Below are 16558 nucleotides of genomic sequence, written 5' to 3' on the forward strand. Positions count from 1 at the left end.
GCACACCGGCCATGTTAGTCGTGAGCGCCGATCTTCGATAAACGCCTATTAGAGGATTGTTGTCGTCGCGGTCATCGGCGATCGGACGGTGCTTCCTCGCCGGAACGAGAAAGCGCCGTCGCGTCTCGGCTTAGCGTTGCTCCGGCACTCCAGGCACTTTGGACCTCGCCTCTTCTGCGCACCGTGGCCGGAGCTCGAAGACTCAGCCCCGGGGCTGCAGCAACGCCAGAACGATAGTCGATAACGCCAACATGGCTGTAAGTGTCAATGGCGCTGCCGGACCGTAGTGATCGACCACGTAGCCGCCGAACACCGCACCGATGCTGATGGCGACCTGGAAGGAAACGACCATCAGGCTGCCAGCTGCCTCCAAGGCATCCGTTGCGCCGCGGGACAAGTTGGTTGGCAGTACTACCGGAGCCATCCCGAAGGCGAGACCCCAAAGTGTAACCAGGGCAAACGCGATGCCGCTATATGAACCCCACAGTACGAGAGCAAGCGCCGCAAACGCCATCAGTGCGCCGGTCACAGCGAGTGCCGTACGGATATTGGCGTCTGCCATTCGTCCGCCGGCGATATTACCGATCACAGCGGCGATGCCAAAACCGAGCAGCGCCAAGGCAATCGGCCCGGTGCCAAGGAGGGTTACCTGCTCGAGGAAGGGTCGCACGTAGACTGAGCCGGCAAAATGTCCCGTCATCAGCAAGACGATGGCAAGCATTCCCAGTTGAACAGTGCGCCGTTTTGTCAGCCCGAAGACGTCAGAAAGACTGTTGCTCGTGGTTGCGGGTAACGTCGGCAAACTGAGAATCTGAAGCAGCATCGCAACTACCGCGAGGCCTGCGGTCATCGCCATGGCGGCACGCCACCCAAGCCAATCGCTAACCAAAGCACCCATGGATGGTGCAGCTATGGTGGCAAGAGAGACGCCCAAGGTGACTATAGCCATACCCCGCCCTGTCGCATTGGCGCCAACCAATCTCGCCACAACGGCAACTGAAAGTGCCCAGAAGCCACTTAGCGCGATTCCCAGCCCGGCTCGCCCCAACAACAATAGCCAAAAATCCGTCGCGAGGGCGGCCAGGAGATTGGAGCCGATAGCCAAGGCACTTAAGCCAACCAGGACAGTCTTCCGGTTCAGCTTGCCGATGAAAACATTGCTCAACAAGGCCGTTACCGCGCCGACAGACGCGGTTGCAGTGACAACCTGACCAGCTGTTCCCTCGCTGACGCCAAGGTCACGCGCCATCGGCGTCAACAGGCCCGCCGGCAAGAATTCAGCGGACACAAGCGCGAAGCTTGTGGCCGCCATCGAAATAACGGCAAACCAGGTGGTGCGGCTCCATGAACTCGGAACGGTAGTATCGAGGGCGATCGCGCTGCTGTCGAGCTGTGATGTTGTGTCCGTCATTGAAAATACCTCCAAGGTTTGGAGGTCTTCATAGCGGAGTCTTTCAGGATGATATGTATCCTAAAGTCCGAATTCCATGTCCGTTCGTCCGGAAATGGTGCGGCGCATAACTCCAGGCGATACGCTCGTGATGCGCTTGAAGGCGCGAGCGAAAGAGGCTTCAGACTCATAGCCCAGTTGAGAAGCGACCTCGGCAACCGACATATTTTGACCAAGCAACTCTCGTGCAAGCTGCATGCGCAGACGGGCGAGATACCGCGCCGCGCCTTCTCCTAAGATGGCACTGAAGCGTTCCGCGAAGATCGAGCGCGATTGACCTGCCACGCCAGCAAGGGTCTCCAGCGTCCAGTCATGGCCGGGATCTCGGTGCATGGCCGCCAGCGCACGGCCGATATGAGGATCGCGGATCGCAGCGAGCCAGCCGCTGGTCGAGGCCCCGCTGCAATTGACCCAGCAGCGAATGAGCCGTGCGACGAGTACGTCCGCCATGCGTGACAAAACCGTGGCGCTGCCTATCTGGGGCTGAGACGCCTCCACCGTCATCGCGGCGAGAAGCGGGCCGACGACTGGATCATTGCCAGCAACATCACAACCTTTGATGATCGGCGGCATCAGAGCGATCAACGGGTTGAGCGCATTCGCACCCAAGGCCATGGAACCGCAGAACAGGGTGCTTGTCGCGCCTGTTCCTTCCTGCACCACTTCGCAGACGTTCCCCCCCAACTTGATGACCTGGCAGCTCTTTAGCGAGTCCTCCACAACATCCGGCCTACTGGCCAGTCGGTGTTCGACCCCTTGTGGCAACAATACAAGATCGCCAGCTTGCAGTTCCTGCCATCCCTGGGTTTCCGTATGGATCCAGCATGGCCCCTCACTGACGAAATGAAATCGCAGCAGCTGTTGCTGCGGAAAGGCGATGCTCCACGGATCGCGCAGCTCACAACGGCCGTAGTTGACGCCGCTCAGGCGAAAGTCCTGTAGAACTTCGCTTAGTGCGTCCGTGGGAATATGCGTCGAAGACTGGGATGAACGATCAAGCATTGAGCCAATTTATATGCCAGGCGTCCGGACTGCAAGTATTGCCGATCCGGGCTTCCTCCGCCCCATTTGCCCAACACCAAATCGAGGTGAGCCCCATGTCGAGTTCGTGCGCCATTGATATAACCGACCGGAGCACGGTCGCCTTCTTGTCGCTGCTGTCGCGCACCAGAGCCTTGTCGAGCTTGATCGTGTCGAAGGGGAAGCGGGTGAGATAGGCGAGCGTGATATGACGCCCACGCTGGCACCGCTTCTCAGGTGATCCAATCAAAGCGGCTGCAGTACGAAAATTAGCTAGGAATTTTCGTAGCGGGGTGTCGGGAAAGCCGTTGGTCGTTCGTCATATTGTGAAGCCTACGGAGATAAACATGCTGACTTTGCCCGAAATTATCGAGTTCCAAGCACGAAAATATGTTGCCACTCGTCTGAGTGTGGTCATTCCTTTCGATAACGAGGTTGACCCTGCATTCGACGAACTTTGGGGTGCCTTTGCACGGGCGGGAGTTGAGCCTGATGGCATCGAATTCATGAAATTCAACCTGATCGACATGCCGCGCCTCGAAATCGAAGTGGGCATGACGACCGACAGCACGCTCCCTCTCTCCGGGCGCCTGGTCCATGGCGAGCTGCCCAGCGGAAGATATGTCAGTTCGACCTACACCGGCTCATACGACGGACTTTACGATGCAACCGCGATGCTGATCGGCTGGGCGAAGGAAAAAGGAGTAAAATGGGACGTCACGCCGACAGAGGGGGGTGATTTATTCGCCTGCCGCCTCGAAATCCACGAGAATAATCCCTCGATTGAACCCGATCCGTCAAGATTGGTGACAACGCTAATGATCAAAATGGCTGATGGCGAAGGTCTCGAGTGAGCTGATCATCCGAACATCTCGTGTCGACTCCGGTTGATGGCCAAGGCTACTGCGGTGCATTGAGAACCTATCCATCTGTCAGAACTTCGGCAGCTGAACGCCAACAAAGGAGTCGACCATGATTGCGTCCGTATCAAACGATCCAACCGGAGCGAAGGTTGAAGTCGCCACCTCGGCCGACGAGCGCGAAGTGAGAGCCTTCCTGGACCGGTGGGTCCGAGCCATCCGGTCGCACGATCTCGACGCCGTTTGCGCCGAAAGGACCGACGATATCGTGATGTTCGATGTTCCTGAGCCGATTCGGCTGGCAGGCATGGGTGAATACCGAAGCTCATGGGTGCAATATTTCGCGTTCGAAGGATCAAGAGAGTTTCAGCTGCAGGACCTTCACGTGGTCTGCGGCGCCGATCTCGCGTGGGCACACGCTTTGCTTCGATGCGAAGGTGTCCCGGAGGCAACCGCGCGATTGACGGTTGGTTTTGTCAAACAAGACGGCGCGTGGCGGGTCGCACATGAGCACCATTCCGGACCTGCGAAGTAGGCGCGTTGAGTGGTAGCCGCAATGTCTGCTTCCAGGTAGGGGAAAAGTCGCCGTTATGGCCGACAAGAGGCGCAAACCGGTCACTGGCGTCGCAAAAAATCCGCCGCGAAACTCCAGCTCTTGCGACAGAGTCTTGCGGCGAGAATCCTCGACGCTTTCAAAGACCGGGGTGTCGCAAAAGTCAGGATTTTCGCGACAGTTGACAGCTTCTCGCACGCTTTCGCTGAAATGAAATTGCGCGTAGGCGGCGCCGCTGACACTCTATCGCAATCGGTTTCAGGTAGCTCGGAAGACCCGGAAAACTATCCTCGACGATCACGGCGCAGAGTGGTCTTGCCAAGGCTCAGTGGTGTTTTTCAACAGTATCCGCCAGAGCGGACATAGCGACATTTTCAGCGACGATTTTCGGTGTTGTCATAGCGTAGCGTGGCCGCCTCGACCTTGTTGCCGTTGGCCGCTGCCCATGAACACAGTGCTTCAAACGGCTCCCGCAGTGAATGGCCTAGTGGAGTAATTGCATATTCCACGCCAATCGGCTGCGTTGGGAGCACGGTTCTCGTCACAAGGCCGTTCCGCTCAAGCCTCTTCAAAGCGTCGGCCAGAGCCTTGTGCGTGATCCCATCGAGACGCCGCTTGATTTCGTTGAAGCGCGAGGGTTTGGGACAGATCACTGTCAGTATCAGGATCGTCCATTTGTCAGCGATCTTGTCGAGCACCGGGCGAACCTGCGCCATGTCGCCAAACGCGCGATGAGAAAGTGCCTCCAGATCAGTATACTCGTCCATATCTAGGCTACTTCAGGTGCGTAATTGATACCAGATATACGATGTATATCATAGCGAGACCATCAATTGAAAGGATTTACGATGGCTCGAATGAGTAACAAGATTGCCCTGGTCGTCGGCGGCGCCAAGGGCATCGGCTTGGCAATTGCAGAGCGGCTTTCTGCCGAAGGGGCGAAGGTCTTCATCACCAGTCGTAGAAGTGAAGATGCCGAGAAGGCGGCCAAGGGTATCGGCAATGACGCGGTCGGCATTGCCGCCGATGCCAGTGTCCCCGAAGATATGGTGGAGGCTGTCGAAAAAGTGCGAAAAGCATGCGGGCGTATTGACGCGCTCGTATTGAATGCAGGCCTCTCCGAGCCAGCGCAGATCGCCGAAATAACGCCAGACCACTTCGACCGCCACTTCGGCGTCAACGTCCGCGGGATGGTTTTCGGCCTGCAGGCGGCTCTCCCGGCGATGACAGCAGGTGGGGCGGTCGTCCTCGTCGGATCCATCGCCGATAGCGCGGGCTACTCTTCGTACGGAACCTATGCCGCCACCAAAGCGGCCGTCCGTTCCTATGCCCGAACCTGGACGGCAGAACTCGCGCCCAAAGGTGTACGCGTCAACGTTGTTGCGCCCGGTCCAACCGATACGGAAATGATGGCTGCGGTTCCCGAAGACACTCGCGCGGCACTTGTCGCTCCGATCCCGATGGGACGAATGGCGAGGCCTTCAGAAGTGGCTGCGGCCGCCTTGTTCTTGTTGAGCGATGACGCGAGCTACATCGCCGGTGCCGAACTGTGCGTCGACGGCGGCTTGCGGCAGGTCTAAGCTTCCGTCGAAACGGTGTACCCGATCTGAGCAGGTCGGGTACAGCAAAACGCACTTGATGACAGACCAAGGCCGCAAATCAGCCGCATCATTCAACAACGAGCAGGTGTCCGCCTCGGGCCGAAGGCGGCCTTTGGTTGCTTCCGGAAAATCCCTGAGGTCAGCCGCTTCGATCACGCCCGTTTCGTCAGCGGAAACCGGTCGCGAAGCAGCCGCAGCACCGATTCCGAAGGGATCGGTGGGCCGAAAAGGTAGCTCTGGCCGTAGTTGCAGCCCATCTTGGCAAGCTCGATCGCATCCTCGTTGGATTCGATCCCCTCCGCCACAACCTTCATGTCGAGTTCGCGCGCCATCGCGATCACCGACCGGAGCACGGTCGCCTTCTTGTCGCTGCTGTCGCGCACCAGGGCCTTGTCGAGCTTGATCGTGTCGAAGGGGAAGCGGGTGAGATAGGCGAGCGACGAATATCCGGTGCCGAAATCGTCGAGCGCCAGGCCGATCCCGGCTTCCTTCAGCTTCTGCAGCACGAGGCGAGCCTGTTCCGGATTTTCCATCACCATGGATTCCGTCAGTTCGAGCTTGAGGCGCGAGGGATGGCAATGCGTCTTGGCGAGAACCGAACGCACGTCGTCGTAGAGCTCGTTGTTGAGCAGCTGCACGCTCGACAGATTGATCGAGACGAAGATCGGCAATTCGCCGGTCTGGTGCTGCCAGCTCATCAGATCGTTGGTCGCCTGTTCCAGTGCGAACATGCCGAGCGGGCCGATAAGATCGGAGGCCTCGGCGATCGGGATGAATTCGGACGGCGGGATATTGCCGCGTTTGGGATGTTCCCAGCGCATCAGCGCCTCGAAACCGGCGACCTCGACATCCTCCAGCCTTGCGATCGGCTGGTAGACCATCGCCAATTCCTTGCGCTCGATGGCGCGGCGCAGATCCGTTTCCAGCTGCAGCCGGTCGGTGCCGAAGTCGCGGAAGGCCGGCTGGAACGGCTCGACACGGTTGCCGCCGGCCCGTTTTGCCCGGTACATCGCAAGTTCCGCATCGCTGAGCAGGCCGGTGGCGCTCTCCTGCCGGTCGACCCAGGAGGCAAGCCCGACCGAGGCGGTCAGGATGATCTCGCGATTGGCGAAGTTGATCGGCACCATGATCGCCTTGCTGATCGCATCGGCGAAATCGGCGACCTTGGCCGGATTGTGCTCGGAAACCAGGATGAGGCCGAACTGGTCGCCGGCAAGCCGCGCCAGTGTGTCCTGCGGTTTCAACAGCCGGCGCAGCCGCCGCGTCAGTGCGATCAGGATGTTGTCGCCGGCGGCAACGCCGAGCGAATCATTGACCAGCTTGTAGCGGTCGATATCGATCACCATCACCGTCGGGCGCAGCGTATCGCCGCCCGGCGCCAGCGCCAGCACCGACTGCAGCCGGTCGAGGAAGACCTGCCGGTTCGGCAGGCCGGTCAGATTGTCGTGCAGCGCATCGTGCAGCAGCCGCTCGACGGAATTTTTCTGTTCGGTCACGTCGACGATCGTGCCGACGCAGCGGATGATCTCGCCGTTCGAGCCGAGCACCGGCCGGGCCCGGATCAGCAGCCAGTGGAAATGGCCATCCTCGGCGCGGATGCGGAACTCGTGGTTCAGCCGCCCGCGCCGGTGTTCGAGCAGCACGTCGAGCGTGGCGCGGAAGCGGTCGCGGTCGTCTGGATGCAGCCGCGGCAGCCAGTTGCGCGCCGCGCCATGCATGGTGCCGGGCGACAGGCCGAGCTTGATCGAGACGTCGGGAATGGTGACGACGCGATCGCGCGCCACATCCCAATCCCAGACCATGTCGCCGGAGCCGGTCAGCGCCAGCGATTGCCGCTCGAGATCGGAAAACAGCCCTTGCTGATAGGCGCCGCCGGCAAAAGCATGCTGCATGACGGTGAAGCCGATCAACAGCACGATGAGCACCAGGCCGCCGCCGAGTGCCGGCTGGATGATGTCGTTGTCGAGCCGGCCAGTAACGGTCAGCCACGCCCCGAACAGCCAGACGAGCGTCAGCGCCCAGGCCGGCACCAGCAGAATGGCGCGGTCGTAGCGGTTGAAGCCGAGATAGATGATCAAGAGCAGTCCCGTCGCGGCCGTCAACGCGAAGGAAAGCCGGGCAATGCCGGCGGCGATCGACGGGTCGTAGATCGCCACGCCGAAGAGCAGGGCAAGGCCGAGCACCCAGGCAAGCGTGGCGTAGCCGAGATGCGCATGCCAGCGGTTGAGGTTGAGATAGGTGAAGAGGAAGATGACGAAACTCGAGGCCAGCGCCACCTCGGCGCAGGCGCGCCATATTCGCTGGTCGGCCGAGGCGACGCTGATCAGCTTGCCGAGAAAACCGAAATCGACGCAGATATAGCCGAGCACCGCCCAGGCGAGTGCTGCCGTCGCCGGCAGCATCGAAGTGCCCTTGACGACGAAGAGGATGGTCAGGAACACGGCGAGCAGGCCGGCAATGCCGAGCACGATGCCGCGATAGAGTGTGAAGGCGTTGATCGTGTCCTTGTAGGCGTTCGGTTCCCAGAGATAGATCTGCGGCAGTTCCGGCGTCGACAATTCGGCAACGAAGGTGATGACTGCGCCGGGGTTCAGCGTGATGCGGAAGACGTCGGCTTCGTCGCTCGGCTGCCGGTCGAGCGCGAAGCCCTCGCTCGGCGTGATCGCGCTGATGCGCTGCGAGCCGAGATCCGGCCAGAACAGCTTGGAATTGACCAGACGGAAATGCGGCGCGACGATAACGCGCTCGAGCTGCTCTTCCGAGACGTTGGCAAGCGCAAACACCGCCCAGTCGCCCTGATGGTTCTCCGAGCTTGCCCTGACCTCGATGCGGCGGCGGATGCCGTCGGCGCCGGCCGCCGTCGAAACCTGGAAGGCCTCGCCCTGGCTGGCGTAGATCTCGGTCGTTGCCGTCAGATCGAGCGCTGTATCGTCACGGGAAATTTTTACCGGTTCGGCCGCCTGGGCAACGCCCGCCACGAAGGCGAAGGCCGCCAGGAAAAGGGCTGCGATCACCGCGATCACTCGTCCGGACGGTGACTTGGGCAGCATGCGGTCTCTTGTCATCAGCTGTCGGTTTTCCTGCCTTTATCCGTATCGGTGGCGAGACGTGAAAACATCACATGGTCATGCCACTGACCGTTGATCTTCAAATATCCGCGCAGATAGCCTTCCTGTTGAAACCCGGCTTTTTCAAGCAGACGGATGCTGCGCGCGTTATCTGGAATACAGGCTGCTTCGATACGGTGCAACTCAAGCCCGGTGAAGATGTAAGGAATAACCATTTGAAGGGCGGCGAACATATGCCCCTGACCGGCATGACGTTCGCCCATCCAGTAGCCGATCATGCAGCTTTGTGCCGCACCCCGTCTGATGTAGCCGATGGTGACGCCGCCGATGAGCGTCATGTCGTCTTTCAGGAAAATGAACAGCGGCACCGCCTGGCCCGAGGCATATTCCTGCTTGCCGCGGACGACGCGGGCGCGGTAGGCGCCCTCCGTCAGCTCGTCGCGCCGCCAGGTCGGCTCCCAGGGTTCCAGGAACTTGCGGCTGTCGGCGCGCAGCCGGTGCCACTGGTTGAAATCCTGGTAGCGCGGCAGGCGTAGCAGATATCTGTCGTTCTCCAGCTGCACCGCTTCCGGCTGCCGCTGCAGGAACCGAAAAACCGATTTTGGCATCGATCACTCCCGGCAGGACGATGTCGGCTCAGCGGCTTGCCTGCAGCGTCTTCGACGCCGGGACCGAAAGCGAGGCAGTGATGTCTTCCATCGGCGCGAGCTGTTCCAACGGACCGATCGCCGACAGCGTCGGCACCGTGTCATAGAACAGGCGGCCGGCAAGGTCGGTCAGCCGCTCGATGGTGATGCCTTCCAGCCGCTCCATCATCTCCGGATTGGAAATCGGCCGGCCGTAAAGCATCATCTGCCTGGCAATCTGGCCGGCGCGGGCGGCCGGGCTTTCCGCGCCCATCAACAGCTGGGCGCGGATCTGGGCGCGGGCGCGCTCGATCTCGTTCTGGTGGATCGCATCGGCTGACTTGTGCAGCTCGTCGATGATGACGGGCACGAGCTCCGGCAGGTTTTCGCCGCCGGTCGCGGCATGAATGCCGAAGATGCCGGTGTCGGAAAAGCCCCAGTGAAAGGCATAGACCGAATAACAGAGGCCGCGGAACTCACGCACCTCCTGGAACAGCCTGGACGACATGCCGCCGCCAAGGATATTGGCGAGGATCTGCGAGCAATAGAAATCGCGGGCGTGGTAGGGCTTGCCTTCGAAGCCGAGCAGGATCTGCGCGTCCATCAGGTCGCGCGGTTCACGCACGCTGCCGCCGATATAACGCGCCGCGTCCATGACGGGCGGGGCGGAAGGTGCCGTCGGCAGACTGGCGAACCGATCCTCGACCATGCGCAGGAATTCTTCATGCTGGACGGCGCCGGTGGCGACCACGAACATGCGGTCGGTCGTGTAGTTGCGGCTGAGATAGCCGCGGATCTGCTGCGGCGTGAAGGAGACGACGGTCTCCGGCGTGCCGAGAATCGCCCGGCCGAGGGTCTGGTCGCGATAGGCCACCTCGGAGAACCGGTCGAACACCACGTCGTCGGGCGTGTCGTTGGCGGCGTTGATCTCCTGCAGGATCACCTGCTTCTCGCGCTCCAGCTCCTCTTCCTCGAAGGCCGATTCCGTAAGGATGTCGGCGAGGATATCGACGGCGAGCGGCACGTAGTCCTTGAGCACGCGGGCGTAATAGGAGGTCGTCTCGGTCGAGGTGGCGGCATTGACTTCGCCGCCGACATCCTCGATCTCCTCGGCGATCTGGCGGGCCGTGCGGCGCGCCGTGCCCTTGAAGGCCATGTGTTCGAGCAGGTGAGCGATGCCGTGCTCGTTGTCCGTCTCGTTACGCGATCCCGATTTGATCCAGACTCCGAGCGCAACGCTTTCAAGATGCGGCATGGTCTCTGTGACTACTGTCAGCCCGGATTTCAGCCGGGTGCACTCAACTGTCATTGGCTATCTTTCTGCGCCTGCTGTCGTCTCGCCGCGGGCGTGCTTGCCGATAAAAGTTTCAACGGCTTTCAGCTCCGGTTTGATGATCTGGAAACGCTCCTCCCTTTGCATCAGATCAGCAAGCCACGTCGGAAGCGCCGGGTCAATACCGCAGGCGGATTTTACGGCGGCGGGGAATTTCGCCGGATGCGCGGTCGAAAGCGTCACCATCGGCGTATTCGGCTTTTCTTTCTTGGCAGCGACGAAGACGCCGATCGCCGAATGCGGATCCAGCAGATAACCGGTTTCGGCATGGGTCTTGCGGATCGTCTCAGTCACCTGCTTCTCGCTGGCGCGCCCGGAGCGGAAGTCGCGGCGGATCGCCTTCAGCGCTTGCGCGCCGATCTCGAAGCCGTTGGATTGCTTGAGGCTTTCCATCGCCGCGCGCACCTTCGTGGCGTCGCGGTCATAAGCTTCGAACAACAGCCGTTCGAAGTTCGAGGAGATCTGGATGTCCATCGACGGCGAGCTCGTCGCCTTGACCGCCTTCATGTCGTAGCGGCCGGTTTTCAGCGCCCGCGCCAGAATGTCGTTTTCGTTGGTGGCGATCACCAGCCGGTCGATCGGCAGACCCATGCGCTTGGCGCAGTAGCCGGCGAATATATCGCCGAAATTGCCTGTGGGCACCGTAAACGAGATCTTCCGGTCCGGTCCGCCAAGCGCCACCGCCGCCGTGAAATAATAGACGATCTGGGCCATGATGCGCGCCCAATTGATCGAGTTGACGCCGGATAGGCCGACCCTGTCGCGGAAGGCCGCGTCGTTGAACATCGCCTTTACCAGGTTCTGGCAATCGTCGAAATTGCCCTCGACGGCAAGCGCATGCACGTTCGGCGACGACGAGGTCGTCATCTGCCGCTGCTGCACCGGCGAAACCTTGCCGTGCGGGAAGAGGATGAAGATGTCGGTGCGCTCACGGCCCGCGAAGGCGTCGATCGCTGCCCCGCCGGTGTCGCCCGAGGTGGCGCCGACGATCGTCGCCCGCTCGCCGCGCTTTTCCAGCGCATAGTCCATCAGCCGGGCGAGCAGTTGCATCGCCACGTCCTTGAAGGCGAGCGTCGTGCCGTGGAAGAGCTCCATGACGAAGCTGTTCGGTCCGGTCTGGACGAGCGGCGCGATTGCCGGGTGGCGGAAGGTGCCATAGGCCTCGTCGATCATCGCCCGGAACGTGTCGTCGGGGATCTCGCCATTGGTGAAGGGCGACAGGATGGTGAAGGCGATTTCCTGATAGGTCTTGCCGCGGAGTGCGCGGATCTGCTTCTTGGAAAAGCTCGGCCATTTGCGCGGAACATAGAGCCCGCCGTCGCGCGCCAGCCCCGTCAAAAGGGCGTCGCAAAAGCCGAGGGAAGGGGCCTCGCCGCGGGTCGAGATATAGTCCACGTTCATCATCCTTGATCTATCGCTGGAGGGAATCCGGCCGGGCGCGGCCCTGGTGCGGTCTGCCGGAATTCGGCAAGGTGGTGCCTTCGGGCCTTACCATTGCCGTTATCTTGTTGAACTTGCCCACATCCGGCGTCGAAAAGTGCATCAAAACGGCGCTGACCCAATCGATTTTTGTTTGCGCCGCTGATATAGACCATCGCAAACCGTCGTGAAAGGCCCCACGGAAAAGACATGGGGCCTCCAAGAAGCGCTTATACAAGGGATGGAATATGGTGCTCGGCAAGGTCTCGCGTCTCATCGTCTCCGCATCTTTTCTTGCCCTGCTCGCTGGTTGCAACTCGCTCGGTATCGGCGGCGACAGCAAGCCGGCTGCGCCGGCGACCCAGCCGAACGGCACCGCCCAGATCATGCCGCTGGCGCCGGCCAACCCGTCCTCGAACAATCCTTCGATCGGCACCGCCACGACGGCGCAGGGCACGGTTGCTCCCGTCGTCCAGGGCGCCTGCCCGCAGATCTTCATGCGTGACCAGGATGCGATCTTCCGCACCTATGCCAAGGGCAAGAAGGACGATCCGCAGCAGATCGTCTTCCAGGCCTCCGTCGGCGATTACACCCGCCAGTGCACGCTGAACGACACGAACCTGACGATGACCATCGTCGCCCAGCTGCGCCTGATCACCGGCCCGGCCGGCACGCCCGGTCCGGTGACGCTGCCGATCCGCATCTCCGTCGTCGACGGCGAGACCGTGCTCTATTCCGAAGTCACCAAATTCCCGACCGAGATCCCGCCGGGTGCGCCGGGCACCCAGGTCATCTTCCGCAAGGACGGCATCACGATGCCGGTTGGCTCCGGCTCCCTGGTGCGCGTCAATATCGGCTTTGATACCCAGCCCGCGAAGACCAAGAAGAGCAGCTGAGTTATTCCAGCGACTGCTTCCGAGATACGGATGCACGACCTCCCTCATTCCTGTGCTCGTCACAGGAATCCAGCCACGGCGCGTCTGCTCCGTGGATAACTCATCATCGATGAAGTCGTTCTCCCGCGCCCAAGGACTTGGGCGCACTGGATCCCTGTGACATCCCTGGGGCAAAGCCCTGAGGACACAGGGATGAGGGAGGAGAGGGCGTGCCCACCCGGCAGAGCAATCAGTGTTGAATCAGGATGATTCCGCGGGCTCCATAGACTCGGAGCATAGTGAGAGTTGCATAACCCCTGGTATCGGAATCAGCGCTCCGACGCCTCAGAAAACGTTGTCCCATACAGCCAGCGCGGCGACGACGCCTGGCAGGTCGTTCATGCGCGAGATTGCCGTTTCGGCGCCGGCATCCGTCAATTTGTCGGCATGGGCGGGATAGCTGTGCGAGGCGCCGGTAAAGCCGATGACGCGCATGCCGGCGGCGCGGGCCGCATGCACGCCGTGAACGGAATCCTCGACCACAACAACCTTGTCAGGCGAAACGCCCATCTGGCTTGCGCCGTGCAGGAAGATGTCGGGCTTCGGCTTGACGCGGTCGGGGCCAAGATCCTTGGCAGAAAAGATGTTCGGCGCAAATAGCGGCTTGAGGCCCACCTTGGTCAGCATCATGTCGAGCCGCTTGGTGCTCGAATTCGAGCAGATGCACCGCTTGATCGGCAGCCTGGAGACAGCGAATTCGACGCCGGGAATGGCTTGGACGTCCTGCGCCAATCTGAGGTCGAGCAGATGCTCCGACTTGTCGAGCAGGGAGGCCGAAAACGGAATGCTCGCCTCGCGCTCGATCTGCAGCAGGATGTTGCGCCATGTCATGCCGGCGAAGCGCTCGCCCATTTCCTCGGCGCTGATCGGATATCCGGCTTCGGTCAGAAGTCCGGATTCGACCTCAGCCGCGATGATTTCCGAATCGACGAGAACGCCGTCGCAGTCGAAGATGATGAGCTCGAAGCCGTCCATATGTTCACGCCTTGCTGAAAGTCTGGGCTGGAAGTCTGGGTCTTGTCCGGGAATGCTGCGGCTTTACACGATGCCCGGCCAAAGCTCAACCTGATCTCAAGCATGGCTGCGATGCGGCAAGCGACCGGCTCCGGCGTCGCCGCCGGATGGGTCGTGTCGGCTTGACCTGGGAATGAAGACTGGCGAGCAGATAGCAGCCGTCAGGCCGCCAGCTGTCTACTCCGCCGTCCAGCTGCAGATGGGCGGCCACCGCGAAGCCCTTGCCGGCGTCGCCGGCGCGGGCCGCTTCGACGCCGGCGTTCAGTGCCAGCAGATTGGTCTGGAAGGCGATCTCGTCGATCACGCCGATAATGCTGGGCGAGCCCCATCAAATTATTGCTCCGGCAGGATGATCTTCTGATTTGTGGTGTTCTTGACCGGCTTCTCGCCCGGGACATGCGACATCGTGCGGGTCGTGCTATCCAGCGTGCTGCCGTCGGTGCTGGTTTTTGTGCGAGACTTGCTGAACGTCCCCTGGTCGACTGCCTGGGCTTTCGTCTGCGCCTTCAGCTTGTCGCCACTGTCGTTGACGTGGGTCTTGCTTTGCGCCTTTCCATCGGTGGTGGCTGCACTTCCCCCCGATCCGATCGAAGAGGTCGTGCCGTCGTCGGTCCGGCAGGTGCCCGCCGTTCCGACCGAGCTTGCCGATGTGCCTCCGGCCGAAGCGCTTCCGCCTGTTCCGACCGTTCCGGCGGCATTACACTCCTCTGCAAGTACGGCCGAGCTCGATGCGAGCAGCGCGATCGAGGCGGCCGCGATAAGGTTGATAGGTTTCATTGCCATCTCCTACTTCTTGGGTTTCATGACCGAGCAGGTTCCGTCGGACCGTTTGGTGATCACGGTGCCGTCAGGCCGGGTGATGCTTGCCGTCGAAAAGCTGTCGACGCTTCCTGATCCGGCCGAGGAGCCGGCGGAGGAGGATGACGAAGAGGAGCCGGCCGATCCGCCGCCGGTCGTGGTCGATGACGAAACCTGTCCGTTGCCGGCCGTCACGGTGGTGGACATGTCCCCCTGCGACGATTGAGACTGGACGACGGTGCATGTCGTTCCGTCGTCGAGCTTGATCTCCTCGGACATTGCCTGCCCGGCGATCAGGGCGAGTGACGTGCTGAATGCGATTGTAGAAAACTGTGCCATTGCTTTATCTCCGAGGGCTTGGCCGACGCCATCGAGGCGCCGGCCGACATTGTCAGCAGCCTTCTGTGCCGGCGGCGTCCTTCTTGACCTGTCCGGGTGCACAGCCCTTCTTGCCCTTGTTGTCAGAGCTTCCTGCGGCGCTGCCGCCGGTGCCGACAGTGCTGCCGGTCTTGTCTCCGTCCGCAGACGAAGCACCAGTCCCGACGCTCGAGGCCGAGTTCGCGTCGCCCGAGCCCGCAGCAGAGCCGCCGGTCCCGACCGTGCTGCTCGAAGTGCCGCCGCCGGCCGATGAGCCGCCGGTGCCGAGCGTCGAGGATGAGCCGGAATTACAGTTGGTTGCGCCGGCAGGGCAGGTGCCCCCGGCAGAGCTGCCACCAGTACCGACCGTGCTGCTCGCAGTTCCGCCGCCGGCCGACGAACCGCCGGTACCGACGGTACTAGACGATTGAGCGAAGCCGGAAACAGCCGTGCCAGCCAAAAGGGCGGCCGCCAAGGCCAGATGTGTTGCCTTCATCATGGTGTATTCCTCCGTTTGTTTCTAACTTGCCGTCGCATCCTGAATGGATGGATAGCTGCCTGACAAACTTCGCTCTCACACCACTGTTCCTGCCTTAGGCACTCAGTCGGATGGGCCTCGGACCTTGGTCCGACCTCGCCGTCATGGTTGACGTTCGAGCGTTCTGGGAGGGTTTCATGAGCCGGCCGGCGGGTTGGAAAACCTCCATCCCGGCGTCCGTTACCATCGGGATGGACCGCGCTCATTGCGGCTTCAAGGGCCTCGGCGTACCATCCATTTGCAATGGGAGAGGGACCATGAGGCTTCCAGCTTTCGTCCGACCGGCGGCAGCCGTAGTGCTGCTGTTTGCCTTCACATCCACCGACGTCATCGCCAAGGGCAAGCACCGAAGCTGTGCGCAGCTGCAGGCGATGAAGGATAATGCCCTGACCGGCGGAAAGCATGCTGGGGATGGCACCGACAAGAGAGCCAAAATCGAAAGGAAGATGAGGAAGAAAGGTTGCCAGAGGTAAGCCGTCGATAGCTTGCGGGCACCGAGAACGTGGTCTGGCAGCGACAAGATCCCGCGCATTTTCATCGGAACAAATCAAAGGAATCCCGGTTCGCTCACTATCCCCGGTGAAGCAAAAAGGAGATTCCAATGCTTCTGAGACTGCTCGCAGTAACAGCGCTTTCACTTGGCCTGACAACGGCCGCCATCGCACAATCCGGCGGCAGCGGCGGTTCCGGATCCGGTTCCGGCAGCAGCAGCGGCTCCTCGAGCTCCGGCAGCGGTTCGGATTCTGGTTCCGGCAATTCGGGCTCGGGCGGTTCGGGCGCGAATTCGACAGATGGCGGCGGCGCAGGAGGGATAAACGGCGCCAACAATTCCGGCGGCGACCCCGATGATTGCCAACGCCAGCAGGCAGGCCAACCCGGCAATTCGGCACCCTCCGGCACGACGACAAACAAGCCGGATTCTGCGACCGCGTGCTAGAGCGGTTCAGCTTTTAACGGGAGCACAGAACCGCTCTATCCCATTGTTT

The 16558-nt window shown here is 61.2% G+C and carries 17 protein-coding genes and 2 pseudogenes; 6 read left to right on the forward strand and 13 right to left on the reverse strand.

Annotated features, from left to right (window positions below; all coding sequences use genetic code 11):
* Positions 1–202: 202 nt before the first annotated feature.
* The 3 genes and pseudogenes from RWJ89_RS23525 to RWJ89_RS33255 form a co-directional block, all read right to left on the reverse strand.
* A complete protein-coding gene (locus RWJ89_RS23525) occupies positions 203–1411 on the reverse strand; it encodes an MFS transporter (protein WP_206990105.1) in 1209 nt (402 codons plus the stop codon).
* A 60-nt stretch (positions 1412–1471) separates the two neighbouring features.
* Positions 1472–2452 carry an AraC family transcriptional regulator gene (locus RWJ89_RS23530; RefSeq protein WP_221989051.1) on the reverse strand — a complete coding sequence of 327 codons (981 nt, stop codon included), beginning with the start codon at positions 2450–2452 and terminating at the stop codon, positions 1472–1474.
* Between the two features lie 94 nt (positions 2453–2546).
* Positions 2547–2675 (reverse strand): annotated as a pseudogene (locus RWJ89_RS33255) (EAL domain-containing protein); the annotation flags it as partial.
* 142 nt (positions 2676–2817) lie between these two features.
* On the opposite strand from RWJ89_RS33255, the gene RWJ89_RS23540 reads away from it, so the two are divergent.
* Both RWJ89_RS23540 and RWJ89_RS23545 read left to right on the forward strand, forming a co-directional pair.
* Positions 2818–3324: a GyrI-like domain-containing protein gene (locus RWJ89_RS23540; protein WP_316031511.1), complete on the forward strand. Its 507-nt coding sequence runs from the start codon at positions 2818–2820 to the stop codon at positions 3322–3324.
* Positions 3325–3442: 118 nt separating this feature from the next.
* Positions 3443–3865: a YybH family protein gene (locus RWJ89_RS23545; protein ID WP_222062849.1), complete on the forward strand. Its 423-nt coding sequence runs from the start codon at positions 3443–3445 to the stop codon at positions 3863–3865.
* 392 nt (positions 3866–4257) lie between these two features.
* On the opposite strand, the gene RWJ89_RS23550 is transcribed toward RWJ89_RS23545, so the two are convergent.
* Positions 4258–4650: a winged helix-turn-helix transcriptional regulator gene (locus RWJ89_RS23550; RefSeq protein ID WP_020048812.1), complete on the reverse strand. Its 393-nt coding sequence runs from the start codon at positions 4648–4650 to the stop codon at positions 4258–4260.
* Positions 4651–4731: 81 nt separating this feature from the next.
* On the opposite strand from RWJ89_RS23550, the gene RWJ89_RS23555 reads away from it, so the two are divergent.
* Positions 4732–5463: an SDR family NAD(P)-dependent oxidoreductase gene (locus RWJ89_RS23555; protein WP_222062859.1), complete on the forward strand. Its 732-nt coding sequence runs from the start codon at positions 4732–4734 to the stop codon at positions 5461–5463.
* 173 nt (positions 5464–5636) lie between these two features.
* Here RWJ89_RS23555 and RWJ89_RS23560 read toward each other — a convergent pair whose 3' ends face one another.
* The 4 genes from RWJ89_RS23560 to thrC are packed head-to-tail and all read right to left on the reverse strand — an operon-like array spanning position 5637 to position 11915.
* Entirely contained in the window at positions 5637–8549 is a 2913-nt protein-coding gene (locus tag RWJ89_RS23560) for a sensor domain-containing phosphodiesterase (RefSeq protein ID WP_077976513.1), read from the reverse strand.
* Positions 8549–9160 (reverse strand): GNAT family N-acetyltransferase, encoded by a 612-nt coding sequence (locus RWJ89_RS23565; RefSeq protein WP_222000541.1) that lies wholly within the window; start codon positions 9158–9160, stop codon positions 8549–8551. The genes RWJ89_RS23560 and RWJ89_RS23565 overlap by 1 nt, the downstream gene beginning before the upstream one ends.
* 28 nt (positions 9161–9188) lie before the next feature.
* A complete protein-coding gene (locus RWJ89_RS23570; protein WP_131666625.1) occupies positions 9189–10487 on the reverse strand; it encodes a M16 family metallopeptidase in 1299 nt (432 codons plus the stop codon).
* A gap of 3 nt (positions 10488–10490) precedes the next feature.
* Entirely contained in the window at positions 10491–11915 is a 1425-nt protein-coding gene (thrC, locus tag RWJ89_RS23575) for a threonine synthase (RefSeq protein ID WP_316031512.1), read from the reverse strand.
* A 263-nt stretch (positions 11916–12178) separates the two neighbouring features.
* On the opposite strand from thrC, the gene RWJ89_RS23580 reads away from it, so the two are divergent.
* Positions 12179–12826, forward strand: a complete 648-nt coding sequence (locus RWJ89_RS23580; protein ID WP_020048818.1) for a hypothetical protein — start codon at positions 12179–12181, stop codon at positions 12824–12826.
* Positions 12827–13150: 324 nt separating this feature from the next.
* Here RWJ89_RS23580 and RWJ89_RS23585 read toward each other — a convergent pair whose 3' ends face one another.
* From RWJ89_RS23585 to RWJ89_RS23605, 5 genes and pseudogenes are all read right to left on the reverse strand, one after another.
* The gene (locus tag RWJ89_RS23585) at positions 13151–13840 is read right to left on the reverse strand and encodes an HAD family hydrolase (RefSeq protein ID WP_316031513.1); all 690 of its coding nucleotides are present in this window, start codon (positions 13838–13840) and stop codon (positions 13151–13153) included.
* A gap of 241 nt (positions 13841–14081) precedes the next feature.
* A pseudogene (locus RWJ89_RS23590) lies at positions 14082–14195 on the reverse strand (methyl-accepting chemotaxis protein); the annotation flags it as partial.
* A 17-nt stretch (positions 14196–14212) separates the two neighbouring features.
* On the reverse strand, positions 14213–14656 hold the full coding sequence (locus tag RWJ89_RS23595) for a hypothetical protein (protein ID WP_168284303.1): 444 nt from the start codon (positions 14654–14656) through the stop codon (positions 14213–14215).
* 9 nt (positions 14657–14665) lie between these two features.
* Positions 14666–15016: a hypothetical protein gene (locus RWJ89_RS23600; RefSeq protein ID WP_222011247.1), complete on the reverse strand. Its 351-nt coding sequence runs from the start codon at positions 15014–15016 to the stop codon at positions 14666–14668.
* Between the two features lie 52 nt (positions 15017–15068).
* On the reverse strand, positions 15069–15533 hold the full coding sequence (locus tag RWJ89_RS23605) for a hypothetical protein (protein WP_316031514.1): 465 nt from the start codon (positions 15531–15533) through the stop codon (positions 15069–15071).
* A gap of 296 nt (positions 15534–15829) precedes the next feature.
* Between RWJ89_RS23605 and RWJ89_RS23610 the strand changes: the two genes are divergently transcribed.
* On the forward strand, positions 15830–16045 hold the full coding sequence (locus RWJ89_RS23610; RefSeq protein ID WP_025393503.1) for a hypothetical protein: 216 nt from the start codon (positions 15830–15832) through the stop codon (positions 16043–16045).
* Positions 16046–16173: 128 nt separating this feature from the next.
* Positions 16174–16509, forward strand: a complete 336-nt coding sequence (locus RWJ89_RS23615; RefSeq protein WP_221947903.1) for an oxidoreductase — start codon at positions 16174–16176, stop codon at positions 16507–16509.
* Positions 16510–16558 lie beyond the last annotated feature (49 nt).

The sequence above is a fragment of the Rhizobium sp. 10PS4 genome, assembly GCF_032464805.1.
In the GTDB taxonomy this organism is placed as follows: Bacteria; Pseudomonadota; Alphaproteobacteria; order Rhizobiales; family Rhizobiaceae; genus Rhizobium; species Rhizobium laguerreae.